This is a genomic window from Rossellomorea aquimaris, assembly GCF_020172085.1.
In the GTDB taxonomy this organism is placed as follows: domain Bacteria; phylum Bacillota; class Bacilli; order Bacillales; family Bacillaceae_B; genus Rossellomorea; species Rossellomorea aquimaris_E.
In genome coordinates this window covers 873472-893503 of record NZ_JAIVAT010000003.1, presented here as the reverse complement: position 1 = coordinate 893503, position 20032 = coordinate 873472, and the positions used below count along the sequence as shown (strand labels likewise).

The 20032-nt window shown below is 41.6% G+C and carries 22 protein-coding genes; all 22 read right to left on the bottom strand.

From position 1 onward, the window contains the following. Nucleotides 1-11: 11 nt before the first annotated feature. Nucleotides 12-599: a DUF1405 domain-containing protein gene (locus LCL96_RS05330; RefSeq protein WP_224940389.1), complete on the bottom strand. Its 588-nt coding sequence runs from the start codon at nucleotides 597-599 to the stop codon at nucleotides 12-14. 71 nt (nucleotides 600-670) lie between these two features. Further along, nucleotides 671-1441 carry a menaquinol-cytochrome c reductase cytochrome b/c subunit gene (locus LCL96_RS05325; RefSeq protein ID WP_224940388.1) on the bottom strand — a complete coding sequence of 257 codons (771 nt, stop codon included), beginning with the start codon at nucleotides 1439-1441 and terminating at the stop codon, nucleotides 671-673. 35 nt (nucleotides 1442-1476) lie between these two features. Then, entirely contained in the window at nucleotides 1477-2151 is a 675-nt protein-coding gene (gene qcrB / locus LCL96_RS05320) for a menaquinol-cytochrome c reductase cytochrome b subunit (RefSeq protein ID WP_032087896.1), read from the bottom strand. Nucleotides 2152-2164: 13 nt separating this feature from the next. Further along, entirely contained in the window at nucleotides 2165-2674 is a 510-nt protein-coding gene (locus tag LCL96_RS05315; protein ID WP_224940387.1) for a ubiquinol-cytochrome c reductase iron-sulfur subunit, read from the bottom strand. Nucleotides 2675-2814: 140 nt separating this feature from the next. Continuing rightward, entirely contained in the window at nucleotides 2815-3279 is a 465-nt protein-coding gene (locus tag LCL96_RS05310) for a YpiF family protein (protein ID WP_224940386.1), read from the bottom strand. A 272-nt stretch (nucleotides 3280-3551) separates the two neighbouring features. Continuing rightward, nucleotides 3552-4091: a ReoY family proteolytic degradation factor gene (locus LCL96_RS05305; protein ID WP_224940385.1), complete on the bottom strand. Its 540-nt coding sequence runs from the start codon at nucleotides 4089-4091 to the stop codon at nucleotides 3552-3554. A gap of 127 nt (nucleotides 4092-4218) precedes the next feature. Continuing rightward, nucleotides 4219-5478 (bottom strand): tetratricopeptide repeat protein, encoded by a 1260-nt coding sequence (locus LCL96_RS05300; protein ID WP_224940384.1) that lies wholly within the window; start codon nucleotides 5476-5478, stop codon nucleotides 4219-4221. A 35-nt stretch (nucleotides 5479-5513) separates the two neighbouring features. Continuing rightward, nucleotides 5514-5969, bottom strand: coding sequence for a hypothetical protein (locus tag LCL96_RS05295; protein WP_224940383.1), 456 nt, complete (start codon nucleotides 5967-5969; stop codon nucleotides 5514-5516). A gap of 562 nt (nucleotides 5970-6531) precedes the next feature. Then, nucleotides 6532-7827: a 3-phosphoshikimate 1-carboxyvinyltransferase gene (aroA, locus tag LCL96_RS05290; RefSeq protein ID WP_224940382.1), complete on the bottom strand. Its 1296-nt coding sequence runs from the start codon at nucleotides 7825-7827 to the stop codon at nucleotides 6532-6534. 12 nt (nucleotides 7828-7839) lie between these two features. Beyond that, nucleotides 7840-8943, bottom strand: a complete 1104-nt coding sequence (locus LCL96_RS05285; protein ID WP_224940381.1) for a prephenate dehydrogenase — start codon at nucleotides 8941-8943, stop codon at nucleotides 7840-7842. 64 nt (nucleotides 8944-9007) lie between these two features. Continuing rightward, the gene (gene hisC, locus LCL96_RS05280; protein WP_224940380.1) at nucleotides 9008-10108 is read right to left on the bottom strand and encodes a histidinol-phosphate transaminase; all 1101 of its coding nucleotides are present in this window, start codon (nucleotides 10106-10108) and stop codon (nucleotides 9008-9010) included. A gap of 42 nt (nucleotides 10109-10150) precedes the next feature. Continuing rightward, entirely contained in the window at nucleotides 10151-10516 is a 366-nt protein-coding gene (gene aroH / locus LCL96_RS05275) for a chorismate mutase (RefSeq protein ID WP_224940379.1), read from the bottom strand. Nucleotides 10517-10578: 62 nt separating this feature from the next. Beyond that, the gene (gene aroB / locus LCL96_RS05270) at nucleotides 10579-11661 is read right to left on the bottom strand and encodes a 3-dehydroquinate synthase (protein ID WP_224940378.1); all 1083 of its coding nucleotides are present in this window, start codon (nucleotides 11659-11661) and stop codon (nucleotides 10579-10581) included. 3 nt (nucleotides 11662-11664) lie between these two features. Then, nucleotides 11665-12837, bottom strand: a complete 1173-nt coding sequence (gene aroC, locus LCL96_RS05265) for a chorismate synthase (RefSeq protein ID WP_224940377.1) — start codon at nucleotides 12835-12837, stop codon at nucleotides 11665-11667. A 659-nt stretch (nucleotides 12838-13496) separates the two neighbouring features. Beyond that, the gene (locus tag LCL96_RS05260) at nucleotides 13497-14270 is read right to left on the bottom strand and encodes a CheR family methyltransferase (protein ID WP_224940376.1); all 774 of its coding nucleotides are present in this window, start codon (nucleotides 14268-14270) and stop codon (nucleotides 13497-13499) included. A 147-nt stretch (nucleotides 14271-14417) separates the two neighbouring features. Then, nucleotides 14418-14864, bottom strand: a complete 447-nt coding sequence (ndk, locus tag LCL96_RS05255) for a nucleoside-diphosphate kinase (RefSeq protein ID WP_148995560.1) — start codon at nucleotides 14862-14864, stop codon at nucleotides 14418-14420. 102 nt (nucleotides 14865-14966) lie between these two features. Next, nucleotides 14967-15929 carry a heptaprenyl diphosphate synthase component II gene (gene hepT, locus LCL96_RS05250; protein ID WP_224940375.1) on the bottom strand — a complete coding sequence of 321 codons (963 nt, stop codon included), beginning with the start codon at nucleotides 15927-15929 and terminating at the stop codon, nucleotides 14967-14969. Between the two features lie 27 nt (nucleotides 15930-15956). Next, entirely contained in the window at nucleotides 15957-16658 is a 702-nt protein-coding gene (locus tag LCL96_RS05245; protein WP_224940374.1) for a demethylmenaquinone methyltransferase, read from the bottom strand. A gap of 6 nt (nucleotides 16659-16664) precedes the next feature. Continuing rightward, nucleotides 16665-17498 (bottom strand): heptaprenyl diphosphate synthase component 1, encoded by an 834-nt coding sequence (locus LCL96_RS05240; protein WP_224940373.1) that lies wholly within the window; start codon nucleotides 17496-17498, stop codon nucleotides 16665-16667. Nucleotides 17499-17696: 198 nt separating this feature from the next. Then, nucleotides 17697-17918, bottom strand: a complete 222-nt coding sequence (gene mtrB, locus LCL96_RS05235; protein ID WP_034758340.1) for a trp RNA-binding attenuation protein MtrB — start codon at nucleotides 17916-17918, stop codon at nucleotides 17697-17699. Nucleotides 17919-17931: 13 nt separating this feature from the next. Continuing rightward, nucleotides 17932-18498, bottom strand: a complete 567-nt coding sequence (gene folE, locus LCL96_RS05230) for a GTP cyclohydrolase I FolE (RefSeq protein WP_224940372.1) — start codon at nucleotides 18496-18498, stop codon at nucleotides 17932-17934. 229 nt (nucleotides 18499-18727) lie between these two features. Continuing rightward, nucleotides 18728-19000: an HU family DNA-binding protein gene (locus tag LCL96_RS05225; RefSeq protein WP_034758336.1), complete on the bottom strand. Its 273-nt coding sequence runs from the start codon at nucleotides 18998-19000 to the stop codon at nucleotides 18728-18730. Nucleotides 19001-20032: the final 1032 nt, after the last annotated feature.

Genomic DNA, 20032 nt, shown 5'->3' with positions numbered 1-20032 from the left:
AGACCACAAAATCACATCACCTTGTTGTGGATATCTAATCGATTCGTTTTTTGAGTGAAGTAATAGGCGATAGCGATGGAAACGATGCTGAGCCAGAATGTAAAATACCCTATATTCTGAATATACATATATAGTTTGGAGTATATAGGGAACTGCATATATACATAGTCAATGATATCATTATGGATGGTCCAAACGGCACCGACAATGATATGCCACCATTTCACCCTGTAAAATGAGGAATACAAGATGCCTTGAACGGCCATTGCCCCGTGTGAAGCCATCAGCATATATCCCTCCCACGGCAAATCACCCGAAACCCAAAGAGTCAGCAGATTCATGACCACCGCCCAGACCCCATATTTAAACAGTGTAATGATTGCTAGCACTTCGAAAATAGGCCAGTTTCGATTCAGTAAAAATGCAATTAATACAAAACAAAAAAACAAGCTGGCTGTCGGACTATCCGGAACAAATAATAAAAATTGTGAAGGTGTATTTCGAAGTTGAGGCATATACCATATATACCCATATATAGTGCCGAAAAGATTCACAATTAGTAGTAACCATAAAAACATTTTATTTCTCAATATTGTCATGATCCAAAGCATCCGTTACACCTCGCTTTCAAATTAAAAAAAGGGCCAACATAAGCTGGCCCCTCTTATCATTATTCTTCTAAACCAGAGATGAATTCAGATAGTTTCTTTAACTCTTCGTCTGTCCCTTTAAATAAACCTGCTGGCATGCCAGGTGGTTTACCGTTTTTAGCGATTTTTGCAATTTCTTCAGGTGCAAGACCCGTTCCGATTAAAGAAGGACCTGCTCCCCCTTGCAGATTTTCACCATGACAGTTGATACAACCATTCTTCTGGTCAGAAAAGATTTTATATCCTTCAGATTCCTTATCGATATCCACTTCAGCACGGATCTTCCCTTGTTCCTTCGCTGCTTCCCAGTCATGAGTTGCAACAGATTCCCAAGTAAGGAAGTACGTAGCTGCGAGTGCCAATATCATGAATCCTACTGCAAGCGGACGTTTTGTTGGACGGCGTTCAGGTCCTTTGTCGATGAATGGTGCAAGTAGAAGTGCTCCAAATGCGATTCCAGGAATAACGAACGCTCCGATAACATTATAAGGTCCAGATGCATATGTGTACTTAAGTAATTGGTATAAAAATAAGAAATACCAGTCAGGTAATGGAATATATCCAGTATCCGTCGGATCGGCAATACGTTCTAACGGTGATGGATGAGCAACCGTTAAACATAGGTAACCGATAAGGAAAACAGCACCTACCAGCCACTCTTTTAATAAGAAGTTTGGCCAGAAAGCTTCTGTTTTACCAGGGAACTCCGAATAGTCTTTCGGTATATTCGGCTTTCTGTCTGCAGGAACCCGGGAGTCCCCTACAAACTTCATCCCTTTTCCTCGATGCATAGTGTCCCCCTCCTTTTATTAGGTTAATAAATATCTTACAACGGTCCTGAAATACCTTGCTTACGGATCATCAGGAAGTGAGCTCCCATTAATCCAAGTAAAGCAGCAGGCAAGAAGAATACGTGAATGGCGAAGAATCGTGTCAAAGTCTGTGCTCCGACGATATGAGCATCACCAGCTAATAACATTTTCACTTGATCTCCAATAAATGGAGTAGCTCCTGCAATTTCAAGACCTACTTTCGTCGCGAATAGCGCTTTCATATCCCACGGTAGTAAATAACCGGTGAAGCCCAGCCCTAACATAACGAAGAAAATAAGAACCCCAACAACCCAGTTCAATTCACGAGGTTTTTTGTATGCACCTTGGAAGAAAACGCGTAGTGTATGTAAGAACATCATTACGATAACCAAACTTGCTCCCCAGTGATGCATTCCACGGACAATTTGTCCAAATGCCACTTCATTTTGCAGATAATACACAGATTCCCAAGCGTTCTTAATATCAGGAACATAGTACATCGTTAAGAACATTCCTGATAGAATTTGAATTACGGTTACGAAGAAAGTCAACCCTCCGAAGCAGTAAACAAACGCAGAAAAATGATGCGCAGGGTTTACATGTTCAGGTACTTCGTGATCCGCGATATCGCGCCACAAAGGCGTAATGTCTAAACGCTCGTCAACCCAATCATAGATCTTGTTCAGCACAGATTACGCCCCCTTACTTAACAAATTTATTTGGTTCTGGTTGTCCAAGATATAAAATCCCGTCTTTTTCTTTTGTTGGATATGAATCCAACGGTGCTGTCGGTGGTGTACCGGGTACATTCTTACCATTTTTGTGGTACATTCCACCATGACATGGGCAATAGAACATTTCTTTATGATCCGGATTCCCATTCCAGTTTACTGTACAACCAAGGTGTTTACAAACCGGTGAAAGAGCAATGATTTTGCCTTCTTTGTTCTTATAAACCCAAGCGGTCTGTGTCACTTCTGATGTGTACCATGCATCTTTTTGCTCGTAAGAGAAATCGACACGTACTGGTTCATTCGTTAATTCTGAAACCTTTTGCTTTGTCGCTTTAAAATCTCCCGCAGCTTCCGTTTTCAAAACGGGATCCACTGCGAAGCGAACCATCGGCATTAACATTCCCGCCGCCATGAAACCGCCTACACCCGTAAGTGTATAGTTAAGGAATTGACGTCTAGATACACGATGTTTGCTCATCCTTTTCCCCCCTCTATCGTAAGGTAAGTCCGTCGGACATATTTCGCACAAATATAAAACTAGGACATAACTATGATATATTAAACTCTATACAAGGTCAATAACTCTCTAATCTAAAAGATGGAAACAATGTGAAGTTTTTATGAATTTTTTTGCCATTTTTGTACAATCACATTCAACAGTTGCTTCACCTGATCTTCCATGATGGAGTGCTTATACTGTTCATCCAGATCCTCAAGGGGGATGGAAGGTACCCAGATCAAGCGGTCACCTAATTGATCTTCGATTTTTTTCCACCCGCTGTCCGAGGTTAAAAAGAAGATATGCTTCACTCCGCTGGCACTTAATTCTTCTGCCCAATCGGATAACCTCTCCACCTCGCTATCAATCAAAGAAGACATTCGATACGTAAATGACGGCGTCATCATCATTCTTCCCTTGAACTGCCTTTCAAGATGCATGGTGAGTAGATTGATAAACTCTGATTGTGCAGCTGAGACTCTTATATCCTTCCCGAAATCAACAGGGACCATCGGAATGACTGCCGTATCTATGTATGTTTTTTCAGCTTCAAACACTTCAATATCTTTTACGTTCCAATTCATGTGTAACCCTCACTTTTTTTCTTTCATTTTTCACATCCCATCATATCACTTTATCTCCTTCTATTTAAAGCGATTTCACTTTTAAACTTTACCTGTTTCCCATGAATGTTTGCATTGCCTTCACTGAAATACTCACCCGGCTTTGTTAACCGGTCATTCAGCCAGGGCTGTGAATAGAGCCTCGATACTAGTATGCTCCATTCTTAATCTTCCTATCTAAAAAAGGCAATAAAAAATCGAATGAAGAGAAATGTATCTCTTCATTCGATTCATCAGGTCAGGTTATTCAATTCTTTAGTCAATCGATTAAATGCCTTTTTGTCCCCGCTGTCCAACGCTTGGTCAATCGCCTTCAATAAATGATCTCTCCTGAAAGTCTGCAAGCTGTCGTTCAGGAACTGCTCCGCTACCATTCTGTCTTTTTCATTGATCAGAAGGTACTTCGGCATAAACGGATTTTCTTCAAGTACGGCTGCAAATTGGTAACTTGAATTTGCTTTACTGAAGTTTAGCTGAATGTAAATATCTTCATCTTTGTTCAAGCGGATATCATGAAACGATTTTTCTGCGTCCGTCGTCATGATATTCTCCTTGTAGAAGCGGAATGGAACATCCTCGACACAATGTGTCGACATCACCAGTCCCCTTGGACAGTATTGGGATTCTTCGACAAAATGAACCTTTTTCATTAACTGGTCATGACTCATCAGATAATTCAAGATCCACACACATTCTCTTCGTTTTAGTTGGTATCGGTTCAAAAACCAGCGGATAAATTCTTTCTTCTCGTTGACAGAAACAGGGGTGGTCATGGTTTTCCCTCCTCTGCAGAATCCTTTTTTATAAGGTCCGTTTTCTTTTCGCGATAAAGTTCAGTCATGTTCACAATCCTTCGTTTCACTCTTATCCTTCAGTCAATCCCTTAACCCACCGCCGTCGTCAGTCTTGTAATCTTTCAATCAAATCCTGCCACTCATCATTTGAAGGATCCATTTCAATCAGGTGTTTATATACTTCTACTGCTTCACCCCTGAGTCCTTCCTCTACTAGAAATTGTCCGAACTCTAGCAAAAACTCTTGATGATTCTTAAAGTAAGTATATGCAACACGGTATTGTTTTAATGCATGATTATATTGTTCAAGCCCTTCATAAGCCTTTGCAAGATCCCATTTCATTTGGGGCTCCTCTTCTCCTTCTACCGTCAGCATCCGTGCGATCTCCAGGACATCGTCAAATCGGTCCTGTGTAAAGAACAATTTGTTGATGATCAGAGCTGCCTCCACATAGCCGGGATCGAGTACCAAGGCTTCTCGAAGGAATGCTTCTGCTTCATTTTCAAGTCCAAGCTTCAGGGAAACTTTCCCCCCGAATAAATTCAGCTCTTTATTAAATTCATCCTGCTTTACTCCTTCTTGAACCGTCTCCAGGCTTTCCTGAAGCTTCTCTTCACGTTCATATGATTTAGCGAGTAATAAGTACACAGAATGATATTCCGGATCCAGTTCTTTGACAGAAGCAAATTTTTCAATCGCTTTTTCGTAGTATCCCGCCTGATAGGCGGTAAATGCGTAGCCGAAAAGGGTATTAATCTCTAGATGGTCTTGAAGGGCTTTTTCATAATGTGTTAGAGCCTCTTCAAATGCCCCTCCGACACTATAGGCCTCTGCCAATCTTTGGTGGACATTCGTTCCTCCGAGCTCAGTCGTTCCCTTCTCTATGAGAGCCTGATAGTGCCTGATTGCTTCAAGGAACCTTCCAGTCTCGGAATAAAGTTCCCCCAACCCGAAATCAATGACCGGTTCTTCAGGTAATAGCTTCTTGGCTTGAAGAAGCTTCTGTTCACTTACTTCGAACAACCCCTGCATTTGGTATAGATCTGCTAACAGAAGCAGTGCCCTGGGATAGATGGGGTCACCCTCATCCAACTCTGCGAGGGTTTCGATGGCTTCTTCTTCCTTGTCCATCTCCACCAGCACTTCTGCCAGTTCAACAAGTAGTTCACCTTCACCCGGATAATATTGAAGGAGAATGCCGTACAGCTCTTTCGCTTCATCCAGAAATCCCAAATGATGCAGTTCTTCGGCCAGGCTGAACTTTTCTTCGTGGCTTCCAAACTTCAATACCTGGCTATAATATTTCTTTGCTTCTTCTAAATTCCCTTCCTCCAAGGAAGATAACATTTGTTCAGCGTATGACATGGTCAATCCCTTTCTATAAAAAAGCTTGTATTGAGTTAAGTAAAATACCCTGGTGTTCGGATGATCAGTTCTTCACCTGCTCCAGGATGAAAGTACCCTCTATTATTCACGTAATGATATTTCCCCTTATTCATTGTACATTTTAGCACATGATGATCATAATGAAATGATAATGGCTCAATAGCTGTGTCATCTCGTTTCATATAGAGGTTATAACTTATTTCTCCACCCACCAAAAAATTTCCTCTAAGAGGATATATTCCAATTTTTTTCAATACATTTAATTTCAGCGGTTCTTTTTGGGGGATCTCATCGGGGAAATGGGGAATACCCTCGCTTTCCATCGAATTCTGCCACATTTTAAGATGCTTTATTTTTGTTTTATTGTCTAGGTTTGTCGTAAAAAAAGGGACAAAAGTAATAGGGTAATCATATAATAACCCTTTGATCCACCCCCAGGGAATATTTCTAAATGCATCTGTCCCATCCATCTCGATCCATATCACGGGGACTTTATGCCGCTTGCATGATCGTATGATGCTCGGGGTCACCAGATTCGGGGTTGTTTTTAATCCTATTGTGTAATCCAGAGGACAGTTTATCAATGAGATTTTCCGCTCATGTAATTCTTTCAGGAATTCATATTCATACCGTATTGAAAATGATGTCAGGACTGTCGTACAGCCTCTGTTAATAAATTCACTAAGATAATAATTCTTCACGGAGACAAAATCGCTACCTTTTGGCACCTCTGTATCACACATGACATGCCCTGGTGTCATGAGAAAACGTGAGACATCCATTCGCATGTACCTATAATACCGAAAGTTATCCCTGATGGCTGAAACCCTGCCATCTTCGATCAAAAGGGATGTGTGAGTAAGTTTAGTTTCCTTCACCCAATTTGCATTTTCAATGATATATGTGCTCAACCATTCATCACCTTCCTTTATAGACAAGCTATGACGGAAAGGATGAATTCATGTCACCACTTATAAAAAGGGGAAGCGGATGGACATCCTCCGTCCACCCGCCTCAAAGAAAAAAATTCTATTACTCATGTTCCAACAGTTGATTTATATGCTCAAAGAAATCGGGATACGATATCTTCACTGCCTCTGCATCCTCTAAATAGACATCAGATTCAGTCAGCAATGAGGCTACAGCAAGGGTCATTCCAATCCGGTGATCTCCCCATGAATGAACCTCTCCTCCGTGTAACGGAGTTTTACCCTCAATGACCATTCCATCTTCCGTTCCTTGAATGTTTGCACCAAGCTTGCCAAGCTCTTTCACGACTGCATCGATACGATTGGTTTCCTTTACCTTTAATTCTTCTGCGTCCCTGATGACCGTCTTCCCTTTCGCTTGTGTGGCTAATAGGGCAATAACCGGAATTTCATCAATTAATGAAGGAATCAGGTCTCCACCGATTTCAATCCCTGTAAGCTCCGAAGATTGAACAAGAATGTCTCCGATCGGTTCCCCCGCTTTGGAATGCTCCACTATTTCTATAGATGCACCCATTTTCTTCATGACTTCCACTATCCCAATACGGGTTTCATTAAGACCTACATTCTTTAACAGTACTTTACTATGGGGAACAATGGCGGCAGCCACCATAAAGAAGGCTGCTGATGAGATATCTCCTGGAACATAAATTTCTGTTCCTTTTAGTACTTGCCCGCCTTGGACCTTAATGGTATCTCCATGTTTTTCAATCTTCCCGCCAAACTCGAGAATCATCTTTTCCGTATGGTTTCTCGTCTGCTGCGGCTCAACTATTTCAGTCACTCCATCCGCCTGGAGCCCCGCCAATATGAGGGCGGACTTTACTTGGGCACTTGCAACAGGTAATGAATAATGAATGCCTTTCAGATTTCCACCCCTGATGGATAGCGGAGTGAAATTGCCTTCAGAACGGCCATCTATCACGGTACCGAATTTCTTCAGCGGCTCTGTCACCCTCTTCATCGGTCGCTTGGCGATGGAGGAATCCCCAATAAGAACCGAATGAAATGGTCTTCCTGCCAGAATCCCCATGATAAGACGGGTAGTAGTCCCCGAATTCCCTACATCCAGAATATCCACCGGTTCTTTTAGGTGATCCCACCCGTTACCATATACAATCACTTCATCTTGTGTGACCGTAATCTCCACACCTAACTTACGAAAGCAGGAAATGGTGCTTAAACAATCCTCTCCCATAAGAAAATTATGTATAACCGTTTTGCCTTCAGCAACCGATCCAAACATGATCGATCGATGGGAAATCGATTTATCCCCCGGTACTTGCAGCTCTCCATTCAAACCTTTATTTGGATTTGACAGTCTTTTCTTTGCTTTCATCCGTATCACCCTTTATCCCAAGAATAATTCATAATTCGTCTGATTACTTAAACAGTGAAGAGCTCTCTCCCTGTCTTCCAATGTTTGAAAGCTGATCACTAATACTCCATATATATCTTCTCTCGTTTCCATGATCCTGATATTCGTTAAACTGATCTTTTCCTGTGCAAGATAGCCCGTCACTTCAGAGATTACTCCTGGATAGTCGGGTACATCTACAAATAGATCGTAGAACGAAGGAATCGCCCCTTTTTCAAGAATCGGTAGATCATCCCTAAATATCTTTGCATCTTGAAAGTAATTGAATATCTTCTCAGTATCATTCATACTGACAAAGGAAACAACTTCCTCCATTTCAGCCTTCCACTCCTCAAGAAGAGCAAGCAAGACCTTCCTGTTTTGAATGGTAATGTCCTTCCACATTGTCGGGTTGGAAGAGGCGATCCGGGTTATATCACGAAATCCTCCTGCAGCAAGCCTTCTCAAATATGGGTGCGAAGCCGAAGAAACCTTCGCCCGGTGAACCAGGGAAGCTGCAATGATATGAGGAAAATGACTGATTATGCCCGTCAGTTCATCATGTTCCCGCGGTTCTACCATTAAGAATTTAGCATGTGTACCTTTCAGCCACTCCTGGAGCTCGGTCACGTTTTCCTCTCGAGCGCTGGGACTCGGAGTGAGCATATAGAAAGCATTTTCAAACAAAATTTCTTTCGCAGCGGCAATTCCACTCTTGTGTGAGCCTGCCATCGGGTGCCCCCCGATAAATTGGATTCCTCTTCTTGACATCCAGTCCGATTTCTTCATGATTGATTCTTTTGTACTGCCGGTATCTGTAATCAATACGTTTTCTTTCAATGAAAATGATTTAAATTGCTCGATGATCTTCTCGGTTTGGAAAACAGGGGTAGAAATAATGATGAGATCCGCTTGTTCTGCAGCATGCTGTAATGAAAGAGACATTTCATCGATTATACCTAAGGAACTGCCAAGTCTTAATTCTTTATGATTCACATCATGCCCAATGATTTTCGCATTGGGATGTTCTTTTTTTATACAGATGGCAAGAGACCCACCAATCAACCCCATGCCTATGATTAACACTGTTCCATTCATCGTTGTCCCTCCATCATCCTATTTGAAAAAAGCCGGAAAGGGCACACGCCCACCCGACCTCACTTCATACACTTCTTTGAAGGGCTAGAAATTCCTTCATTTTGTCAATGACTTCTTCATTTTGTTCATGGGATCCAACCGTCACCCTTACAGATTGAGGGAATCCTAAGGCAACTCCTGAGCGGACGATATATCCTTTACTCATTAAATATTGAAACACTTCGTCACCGCTAACTCCGAAATCAATTAATACGAAGTTCGCTTGTGAAGGGAAATAATCCAGACCTTGTTCCTCACAGAACTGGTAATACTGCTCCAGTCCTTTTCGATTATGGTCCCTGCATTCCTGTATGAATGCCTGATCATCGATGGCCGCTGAAGCTGTTCCTTGAGCAAGTGTATTATTATTGAAAGGTTCACGGATTGGTTCGAGTTTCCCGATCACGTCATCTCTACCTATCCCGAATCCTACTCTGAATCCTGCTAAACCGTAGGCTTTCGAAAAGGTCCGTGTGATCAATAATTGAGGATAGGACTTCAATAATTCTAAAGAATCATAATAATCCTCCGCCACCACATACTCGTAATACGCTTCGTCCAATACAACGAGAACATGTGGAGGGACAGCATCTAAAAAGGAAATGAGTTCCCCGTTACGAATATATTCCCCCGTGGGATTATTAGGTGAACACAACCAGACAACCGAAGTGGTGTCATCGATCTCTTTAAGCATTTTGTCCAATTGATGCCTTCCCGCTGAATCCAGTGGGACCTCACGGATTTCTGCCCCTTCTACAATCGCATTGTGTTTATATTGGGGAAAGGTCGGTGTTGCCATTACAGTGCTTTTCCCAACACCCAATAAAGCCCTGGAGATGATTTCTATGACTTCATCTGATCCATTCCCAAATAGTAATTGTCCAGGTTCCACAGATAAGTATCCTGCCACCTTGAGGCGTAATTCTTTCGCATAACCATCAGGATAGATTGCATGAGAAAGTGCATTCGTTTTAAGAAACGTCTCAACGCTCTTTGAACAGCCGAATGGGTTTTCATTCGATGCAAGCTTCACCACTTTCTCAAGATTGAATAACTCTTTCACATCATCCATCGTTTTTCCGGGCTGGTATGCTTTTAAATTCTGAATCTGGGGTTTCCACTTCATGTTTAACTTCCTTTCAGTCTTTTTCATCTCTTCCAAAGATGGCTAATCCTTTTTCAAGTCAGGACGGAGGCTGACTGCATTTTCCATATAAATATGTTGGATATCCCTTTGAGGTGTTGACGTATGGTAATGAATCATCACTCTAATGCACAAAGGCAGTCCATGAGGTATATCTAACTCCTGCATGCACATGACAGGGACATATTTCCAATCCTCAAACCCCCTTAATGCTTTGGCAGGGAAAACGCTCTTGATATCATTTGTCGCAGAAATGAAAACAGATGCGACCTTATCTGCCTTTATATCATTATGTAAGATCATTTCCTTTAAGAGACTTTCGGTTGAAAGGAGAATTTCCTTTTCATCATCATGATCTGCTGTGGTGGCACCTCGAATTCCCCTGATCATTCTTCCACTCTCCCTTTATTCTCACTTTTTTATACTCTATCTCTTCCCTTTAAGGGAAGGTTTTACAACTTCCGAATGAATTCATCCGCTTGTTTCAGATCCTCTTTCTTCACGTCTTCTATCAAAGGGTCACCGATATCCTTTAATAAAATGAAAACGGGCTGGCCGTTTAAGGACTTCTTATCACGTTTCATTCCTTCGTATAATGTATCAAAATCGATGCTTGATGGAACCGTCAGATTATAACCGAGTGACTTGACCCACTGGATAAACGACTCCAAGTCAAATGGCAGGCCGCTGTAACGTTCACTAAGATATAAAGCGAAGACCATTCCGATCATGACCGACTCACCATGAGTCCGATTTCCATAGCCGCTTGCACTTTCAACAGCATGACCATAAGTGTGTCCGAAATTCAAGAATGCCCGGATATTCGACTCTCTCTCATCCTTTGATACAATTGCCCCTTTCACCTTAATGCCTTTAACCAGGCAATCTGTCAGAAAGTCCTTATCGAGATTTTCTGCAGATCGGAATGAGTGCATTAGATCATTTATAAATCCCTTATCTGATAACAATGCATGTTTGATTACCTCAGCGAAGCCGGACAGCACTTCATGTTTTGGTAGAGTAAAAAAATAATCCAAATCGAAGAATACACCTTCGGGTTGATAAAATTGCCCCACCATATTCTTACCTAATGGATGATTGATTGCCACTTTCCCTCCCACTGCGCTGTCATGGGCAAGGATTGTCGTCGGAACGCTGATGAAAGGGATTCCCCTCATATACGTAGACGCGATGAAGCCGGCTAGATCACCTATGGCTCCGCCACCGAAGGCAATCACAATAGATTTACGATCCACATGATGCTGAAGGCCGTGTGTTATCGCCTCTTCATAGACGGAAAAGCTTTTCGCCTTCTCCCCTTTAGGAGCTTGATAAGTGGTTACTTCGAAAAACTGACCGATAGCATTAGAGAAAGCTTCCCCATGAAGGTTGTATACTGATTCATCGGCTATGATCCACACCTTTGATACATCTTTAAACGCCTTCTTAATAAAAGAAACGATTTCATTGGTCATTCCCACTCCAATCTTTACATCGTATGTCTTTGAAGCGGTTTGAATGGTTACCTGTTCCATTTATTAATACTCCTTTGATTCTTGACGATGACTATCGATATCTTGACGGAGCTTTTCAAATTGGTCACTATTGAACTGTTCGACGATGGCAGAGGCAAGCTCCCAGGCCACAACGGCTTCCGCCACTACACTTGCTGCAGGCACTGCACAACTATCTGACCTCTCAATGCTAGCTTTGAATGGTTCCTTCGTTTCGATGTCAACACTTTGAAGAGGTTTATACAGGGTTGGGATCGGCTTCATGACTCCCTTGACTGAAATTGGCATACCTGTTGTCATACCCCCTTCAAAACCGCCTAATCGATTCGTCTTCCGGAAGTACCCTTTTTCTTCACTCCATGCAATTTCATCATGGACTTCACTTCCCGGTTTTCTGGCCATTTCAAAGCCCAGACCGAATTCGACTCCTTTGAAGGCATTGATACTCATGACTGCCATGGCGATTTTCGCATCCAGTTTACGGTCATAATGAACATAACTGCCAACCCCTGATGGCATTCCTTCAACGATGACCTCTACTACACCGCCTATTGAATCCCCATTTTTCTTAGCTTCATCTATCAGGTTCATCATCTTCTGGCCGGCTTCTTCATCAAGACAGCGTACAGGCGATGCTTCCGTCACATCCCTCAGTTCATTTATGGAATCATAATGAAGCTTTCCTGATTTAATGCCTCCGATTTCAAGGACATGTCCGACTACTTCAATCCCCAGTAACTTCAATAACTTCTTGGCAACGGCCCCTGCTGCGACCCTAACCGTCGTCTCCCTTGCAGAGGACCTTTCCAGTACGTTTCTAAGATCTCTATGTCCATATTTCATTCCGCCAACGAGGTCTGCATGTCCAGGTCTTGGACGCGAAATTTTTCTTTTGATTTCTTCCTCCACACCATCTTCCAGAGGTTCGATCCCCATTACCTTAGTCCAGTGAGTCCAATCTTTGTTCTCGACAACCAACCCGAGTGGAGATCCGAGGGTGTGCCCATGTCTTACGCCTCCTACAATCGATGCTCGGTCCGTCTCAATTTGCATTCTCCGTCCACGTCCATGGCCTTTCTGCCTTCTTGCCAGGTTCTCATTTATATCTTCAGCTTCTAAAGGCATCCCTGCCGGAAGCCCTTCAATGATGGTCGTTAACTGTGGTCCATGTGATTCTCCAGATGTTAAGTATCTCATTTCACTTTCCCCCTTCAACTCGTTAAAGAATTATGTACCAATATAACATAGAATTATTATTCTTTCCTAGCCCTTAAGTTTAAATAATTTTCTAAAAATCTATTTTCCCCTGTAGATGCTCTTTTTATAGCAGTGGTTGCTATTGGAAGAGAGTTTAGTCACCCACTTAAGTTCTTTTATAAGATTGCTGTGATTTTCACACAGACTATGGTATTCCAATACTCTGTCAATAAGTATGTGCTTCAGGGTGAGGGGAACTGCTACGCTTTCCACAGACGTTCGGCCGAGTCTCCTCAGCAAAGTACGCTTCCGGGGTCTCAGCACGCCCGTTTTCCGTAGGAGTCTACACAGTTCCCCTCACCCTCTTAATAAGTCTTTGGTGACAGAGCTACATGTTTTTAGATAAAGCAAAAACGTACTTTTGAAAATAGGATATTCGCTAAGGGTGCTCGACACCTGGGGGAAACGCTGTACATAATGAAAAGAGAACACATGGTGGGGAATTCAACCACTACTCACCACTTTAAAACCAACAATGTTTACGAAAACAGTTTAAAATAAAAAACGATGCGAATCCGCCATATAGTTAGAATTCCCTTTTCCATTGCTTTTGGAAGGCAAGGAGGAATTCACCTAATGCAGATCGACATCGCTGTGTATTATATTTTTTTATAGAAGAATGTATCCTCGGTTTCAAATCCATATTGTGAGGGGTTAAAGATTTGTTCGGTGCTTCCTACAAAGAGGACTCCACCCGGTTTTAATGCGGCATTGAATTTTTTATAAAGCATGCTTTTGGCTTCTTCTGTAAAATAAATCAGCACATTTCTGCAAACGATCAAGTCATACTTTCCTTCGAATGAATCCGAGAGCAGGTTTTGCTGCTTAAAGGAAACCGTCCTCTTTACCTCTTCATTCAGTTTATACAGCGGTCCCTCACCAGTGAAATGATTTCTTCTCATTTGTTCTGGAATTTCAGACAGTGACCTTTCTGGGTAGACACCGTTCATGGCGCGTTGAAGGGCGTTTTTATCAATGTCCGTTGCCGTTATGGTTCCATTAGGTAGCGGGACATATTTAGACAAGATCATGGAAAGTGTGTAAGGTTCTTCACCGGTGGAACAAGCAGCACTCCACACTTTAAATGATGTATTTCCCTCCAGTAGTCTTGGGAGGATTTTATTCTCCAGCACTTCCCAACGCTTGTAATTACGAAAAAATTCCGAAACATTAATCGTCATCCGATCCAAAAACTCTTCCATTTCTTCTCTATTCCGATTCAATGAACTAAAGAATTCCTGAAAGCTCCCGTATCCTTTTTTTTCATAAAGGGCGGTTAACCTTCTCTTCATTTGTGCTTCTTTATAAAGGGACAAATCGATTCCCGTTTTCCGTTTGATTCCTTGAATAAATTCACTATAATCATTTGACATTAGGTCCACACTCTCTCTGCTCTGAATAAGGGTTTACAGCTATATTATGTATATCGAACATTCAAAGAAAAAGTTAAATCTGATCCAAAGAAAAAAAGCAAGCCGTTTATAAAACGACTTGCTTCTAAATCGTAAAGCTCTCGTATATTAGTAAACCCACTCGTTCATTAACTTAGAATATTCTACTAGTTCTTCTTCTTTGAAAAACAAGCCGATTTCTCTTACAGCGCTTTCAGCAGAGTCAGATCCGTGGATGATATTTTTGCCGACCGTAAGACCGAAATCACCGCGGATTGTACCAAGAGCAGCATCCTTCGGATTCGTAGCACCCATCATTCCACGAGCCGTCGAGATAACGTTTTCCCCTTGCCAAACCATTGCAAATACAGGTCCAGAAGTGATAAAGTCAACCAATTCACCAAAGAATGGTCTTTCTTTGTGCTCACCATAATGCTCTTCAGCAAGCTCGTTTGAAATGCTCATTAGCTTAGCACCGACTAATTGAAAGCCCTTTTTTTCAAAACGTGATACGATATCACCGATTAATCCTCTTTGTACGCCGTCCGGTTTAACCATTAAAAATGTCTTTTCCATCTTCCCCACTCCTAAATATGTATGTATGGTAGTCACAAGGACATCCCACGAAAATAGTAACACTGATTGGGGGTTTTGGCAACGTTTCCATTTTAAATTTTCTTAATATTTTCTCTTACCAATGAAATTCGCGATATTTTTAAGGGTTTTCTTTACCCGGTTATAAGGAAGATGATCAAGATCTTTCAGGGCTCTATCAAGGTACATTCTGCTGAGATCATGAGATCGCTCAATGGCATCGGTAGCAAGAATGGACGAGATGACCTCTTTCATTTCTTCAGGTGTGGTATACTCCGTCACTTTTTCAATCTTGGATTTGAGACTTGGATTTTCCATGGCGTATAGGATGGGAAGTGTGATATTTCCTTGCCATAAGTCACTTCCTGCTGGTTTACCCAGTTCTTCCTCACTTGCTGTAAGGTCTAATATATCATCCGTAATTTGAAAGCTCATTCCCACATTGTAACCAAATCGGTATAAACGTCGGTGGATCTCTTCAGGTGCACCGGAAGAGATGGCGCCAAGCTGGCAACTCACAGCAATTAGCAATGCGGTTTTCCTTTTTATCCGCAAGAGGTAGTTTCGCAGGTTCTGATCAAATCGATATTTATCTTCGATCTGAGCGATCTCGCCTTTGCATAGCTCTACCAGAGTGTGAGATAAAATCTGATGAGCTTCCGGAACCTTTATGTGAGTCATATACTCCAGAGCCCGTGCAAAGATATAATCTCCCGTATACATCGCGATGCGGTTGTCCCACTGTGCCTTAATTGTCGGTTTCCCTCTTCTCAGCTCTGCATCATCAATGACGTCGTCGTGCACTAGAGAGGCCATATGCATCAGTTCTAATGCCACGGCTACATTTTTCACAATATTGATATCGTATTGTCCAAACTTTGCAGAAAGCAATACAAATACCGGCCGGATTCTCTTACCTCCTGCTTGAAGAAGGTGAAGGGAGGCTTCTTGTAAGAGCTGGGATTCAGATTCAATCGCCACTTCCAATTCCTTTTCTATTTCATCTATATCCGTCTTTAGAAACGAATACATCCTGTTTAGCTTCATAGTTTTTCCACCTAATTTACGAATTTCTTACTTTCTGCCGGAATGCATAGCGGCAACGCCACCACTATATGGCTTCACATGTATATTGTTGAAGCCCGCTTCTTCGAACATCGCTGCAAGTTCCTTCATGCCTGGAAAATCCCTTGCTGACTCCTGAAGCCAGGAATATTCATTAAAGCTCTTCGCGAAGATTTTTCCGAACACAGGCATCACAAAACGAAAATATGCGTAATACATTTGCTTGAAACCCAGCATGGTGGGTTGGGACGTTTCAAGACAAACTGCCATCCCGCCAGGCTTCACCACGCGGTTCATTTCCTTTAAGACGTGCAGATAATCCGGTACATTACGTAAACCAAAGCCAATCGTCACATAATCGAACGTGTTATCGTCAAATGGAAGCTCCATTGCGTTCCCATGAATCAATTCGATATTGTTCATACCGGACTGTTTTACTTTTTCCTTACCGATCGATAACATGTTTTGACTGAAATCAAGACCTACCACACTGCCAGATTCACCGACTTTTTCCCCAATGGCCAACGTCCAGTCCGCGGTACCGCAGCAAACATCAAGAGCCTTCGAACCAGGCTTCACATCCATATGCTTCATGGTATCTTTTCTCCATTTTTTATGTTGCTGGAAACTGATTACAGAGTTCATCTTATCATAATTGGAATAGATTTTTTCAAATACTCCATGGACTTTTTGTTCTTTCGACTGCTGCATGTCGTTTTACCCTTCTTCCGCGTATAGTTTGGTCATAGGTTCAGGTTCCTCATAAGGCAAAAGCTCTACGATAAGCTTCTTAAAATACAGGGAACCAGGCTCGATGGTCTCCAACTGTGCCCGCACCTTACTCTTAGTCCCTTCAATGAGTTCATCCATCTGTGATAGCAAATGTCTGCTCTCTTCCTTTGTTAAGTGTAAGATCGAGTCTTCTTGATCGGAATGAATCGTTAATGTAGTCAATGCTTTGAGAAAACTCGTATTCTGTAAATGTTCAAAACAAATTTTCTCCTGAACAAGCTTCTTACAGAGAAGGATTTCTTCAACGATTTCAATCCATTTCGTATCTTCAAAAAAATGATAAAAGTTCGAAACAATCGCTGACTCTCTTGTCTTCATCCTCTTCATTAATGCATCTAAATTTTCATGTTCTTCTTTGTAGATAGATATTTTGCTTTCGTTTATTTCTTTAATCGCTTTGGCTAAACGAGAAATAAGCTCTACATCATCTGTTTCTGCAAGGATTTTATAGTAGAGGCTGCTAAAGTATACCCCTGCGAGTACAGTCAACTGTCTTTCCTTTAAGGGATCACGCTCAGATATTGTAACCTTTTCATGGGTATCAAGGGCTATCTGCAATAACATGGCAGTTGAGATCCACTGTACGACTTCCTTACTAACCGCGCGTCCTTCGCTTACGAATGGCAGGAGCAGAAAATAGATCCGGTCCCGGTCAATATACGGTTGATCGATGTATTCCTTCAGATAAGAGTGATGCAACTGCTCTTCTATGTATTGATGAATGATATTCGCTTGATGGTTACAATCAATGAATTTCATACCCTTTAATCCCCATTTCTACTATGTATCAGTCTAAAAATTTCAGCATTAAATATTATACCATAAAATTCTTTGCAATAGGGAGGGTGAGTCTCCCTCGTTAAGCTGATTATAACAAAGGGGACGACCACGAAGCCGAATACTTCTTAGTCCGTCCCACCGTTATACTTCTCTATCAGCCAAAATCAAAATAGATGATTATTTCTTATTATCACTTTCAACTTCTCCATAGCTGGTGACGATGGTTGCTTTCCCTCTTACTTTGATCGCAGATGTGTGATCCGTAAATTGAGCAATCATGACTTCGCCTTTATCCAGCTTTTCGGAATGATGAAAACGGGTGTCTGTCCCTCTCGTCAAACCGATGACATTGACGCCATCTTCAATGGCTTTAATGACAATATAATCATTTGAATTCATTTGTCGATCACTCCTAATTCTTTATAAAAGAAAGAACTTCACTGCGTGCCTGAGCGTCTTCTTTGAACGTGCCTCTTACAGCTGTTGTCACTGTGCTTGATCCAGGTTTCTTCACGCCTCTCATCGTCATGCACATATGCTCCGCTTCAACGACTACCATTGCACCATGAGGCAGTAGGGTTTCCATGATCGTATCCGCTACAGTTGCTGTAATCCTTTCTTGGAGCTGGGGACGTTTAGCAACAGATTCAACAGCCCTTGCCAGTTTACTTAATCCCGCAACCCGTCCATCCCGAGGAATATAAGCAACATGTGCTTTTCCATAGAAAGGAACCAGATGATGCTCGCACATCGAGTAGAATGGAATATCCTTCACGAGTACCAGCTCTTCGTGTTCTTCACTGAATATGGTTTCAAAGTATTCCTTCGGATCGTGATCGAGTCCAGAGAACACTTCTGCGTACATTTTCGCCACACGCTTTGGCGTATCCAATAAACCTTCTCTATTAGGATTCTCTCCAATTGCTTCTAAAATTAATCGAATTGCTTCTTCTATTTGGCCATGATTGACTTGTGCCATAATGTTGTCCTCCTAAAATAACTTAAAGAAATAGTAACATTGTTAATATTAGCACAAGCCTATAAGGTCATCAAAGACTAGTGCTTTAGAAGTTTTATAATAATATAAAACAGTTTACTTGAGAACAAATTTCCGTACATAATTTCAATTTGCTCGAACCATAATAGAACAGAACACAAAAAAAGGCCGCATAAATATGCGACCTTCCCGTTACGCTCAAAGTATGTAATTATTTTACAGCTTCTTTAAGCGCTTTACCTGGTTTGAAAGCAGGTACTTTGCTTGCTGAGATTTCGATCTCTTCACCTGTTTGTGGGTTGCGACCTTTACGGGCTGCACGCTCACGTACTTCGAAGTTACCGAATCCGATTAATTGTACTTTATCACCGTTTGCAAGTGAATTTTGAATTGTATCGAAAACAGCGTCAACCGCTTTAGTAGCGTCCTTCTTAGATAGCTCAGCAGCTTCTGCAACAGCATTGATTAGTTCTGTCTTATTCATGCCATTCACCTCCTCCCAAGGAAATGTCTCAGTCATGATTCATTTACTTTATTATCATTAGTAAACAACTTTAGCGAATTCTATACATAAAGTGTAGAAAAATCGCTTGAAAACGTTGCTGAATCAATATTCAACAACAATTCTGTTAAAAGATTATCACAAAGGATTGACCTTAGCAAGAACAAATCAAGAAATAATGGGAATCTTTTCTTATTTGAAACACAAATGTAATACAATTACCCTCAATCCCTTTGTCCATGCACTCTATTCAACGTATCACTTCTTTCGGATGACTGCAACTGATACCTTCCTGATCAGGTTCTCTTTCTTACTTCCCAACCTTGGAATCCCTTAAACATCAACACCCATTTCCCCCTTCTACTTGCATACTCTTAATCGAGGAATATCCGAGCACAATAAACCGACACAAACGCTTATGTATCAATGGTTAAGCCATTATCTAAAATAAATCAGTCACCTATTCAATTCTTCTATAAATTTATATTTATACAATGTTGATTTCTGTTTCCTAATCCAGGGTTCAGATAAAAAAATCTTTTTTTATTAGGCTGTTTTCGTAAACATTGTTGCTTTTGAATAAGCGAGAGGTGGTTGATTTTCGCTGCAGGTATTCGCTTTCCGCGGGGCTGGCCCCTCGAGGTCATAAGTCAAATCAACCAAAAAGGCAAAGAACGCCTTTCCAGTTGATTTTTGACTTATGCTTGTCGAGTCTGACCAAGCCACCTCTGCTTTTCGTCCTGTCCAGCGTTTCCCGCAAGAGTCGAGCACCTGTAGCGAGAATCAACTGTCCAAGCATAAATGTTTCAGTAATACCAGTGTAAATGCCAGGATCACTTGCACCAACTCTTTTTCTTGTAGTAGCAGTGACCAATTATAGTGAATAGTACTAATACTCTGCTTAACTGATATTTATGAACCATATTGCTCTGTCAACACTTGCTACTAGTGACAGAATTTTTGTAAATCATAGTCTTTTCAATAATAACAACAATCTTTGCGAAAAAAGCGTTT

Bases quoted from the DNA above. Each gene is read 5' to 3' on its own strand.
- LCL96_RS05330 (WP_224940389.1), bottom strand. From the start codon at position 599: ATGACAATATTGAGAAATAAAATGTTTTTATGGTTACTACTAATTGTG.
- LCL96_RS05325 (WP_224940388.1), bottom strand. From the start codon at position 1,441: ATGCATCGAGGAAAAGGGATGAAGTTTGTAGGGGACTCCCGGGTTCCT.
- LCL96_RS05315 (WP_224940387.1), bottom strand. From the start codon at position 2,674: ATGAGCAAACATCGTGTATCTAGACGTCAATTCCTTAACTATACACTT.
- LCL96_RS05310 (WP_224940386.1), bottom strand. From the start codon at position 3,279: ATGAATTGGAACGTAAAAGATATTGAAGTGTTTGAAGCTGAAAAAACA.
- LCL96_RS05305 (WP_224940385.1), bottom strand. From the start codon at position 4,091: ATGACCACCCCTGTTTCTGTCAACGAGAAGAAAGAATTTATCCGCTGG.
- LCL96_RS05300 (WP_224940384.1), bottom strand. From the start codon at position 5,478: ATGTCATACGCTGAACAAATGTTATCTTCCTTGGAGGAAGGGAATTTA.
- LCL96_RS05295 (WP_224940383.1), bottom strand. From the start codon at position 5,969: ATGGATGGGACAGATGCATTTAGAAATATTCCCTGGGGGTGGATCAAA.
- aroA (WP_224940382.1), bottom strand. From the start codon at position 7,827: ATGAAAGCAAAGAAAAGACTGTCAAATCCAAATAAAGGTTTGAATGGA.
- LCL96_RS05285 (WP_224940381.1), bottom strand. From the start codon at position 8,943: ATGAATGGAACAGTGTTAATCATAGGCATGGGGTTGATTGGTGGGTCT.
- hisC (WP_224940380.1), bottom strand. From the start codon at position 10,108: ATGAAGTGGAAACCCCAGATTCAGAATTTAAAAGCATACCAGCCCGGA.
- aroH (WP_224940379.1), bottom strand. From the start codon at position 10,516: ATGATCAGGGGAATTCGAGGTGCCACCACAGCAGATCATGATGATGAA.
- aroB (WP_224940378.1), bottom strand. From the start codon at position 11,661: ATGGAACAGGTAACCATTCAAACCGCTTCAAAGACATACGATGTAAAG.
- aroC (WP_224940377.1), bottom strand. From the start codon at position 12,837: ATGAGATACTTAACATCTGGAGAATCACATGGACCACAGTTAACGACC.
- LCL96_RS05260 (WP_224940376.1), bottom strand. From the start codon at position 14,270: ATGTCAAATGATTATAGTGAATTTATTCAAGGAATCAAACGGAAAACG.
- ndk (WP_148995560.1), bottom strand. From the start codon at position 14,864: ATGGAAAAGACATTTTTAATGGTTAAACCGGACGGCGTACAAAGAGGA.
- hepT (WP_224940375.1), bottom strand. From the start codon at position 15,929: ATGAAGCTAAACAGGATGTATTCGTTTCTAAAGACGGATATAGATGAA.
- LCL96_RS05245 (WP_224940374.1), bottom strand. From the start codon at position 16,658: ATGCAGCAGTCGAAAGAACAAAAAGTCCATGGAGTATTTGAAAAAATC.
- LCL96_RS05240 (WP_224940373.1), bottom strand. From the start codon at position 17,498: ATGAAATTCATTGATTGTAACCATCAAGCGAATATCATTCATCAATAC.
- mtrB (WP_034758340.1), bottom strand. From the start codon at position 17,918: ATGAATTCAAATGATTATATTGTCATTAAAGCCATTGAAGATGGCGTC.
- folE (WP_224940372.1), bottom strand. From the start codon at position 18,498: ATGGCACAAGTCAATCATGGCCAAATAGAAGAAGCAATTCGATTAATT.
- LCL96_RS05225 (WP_034758336.1), bottom strand. From the start codon at position 19,000: ATGAATAAGACAGAACTAATCAATGCTGTTGCAGAAGCTGCTGAGCTA.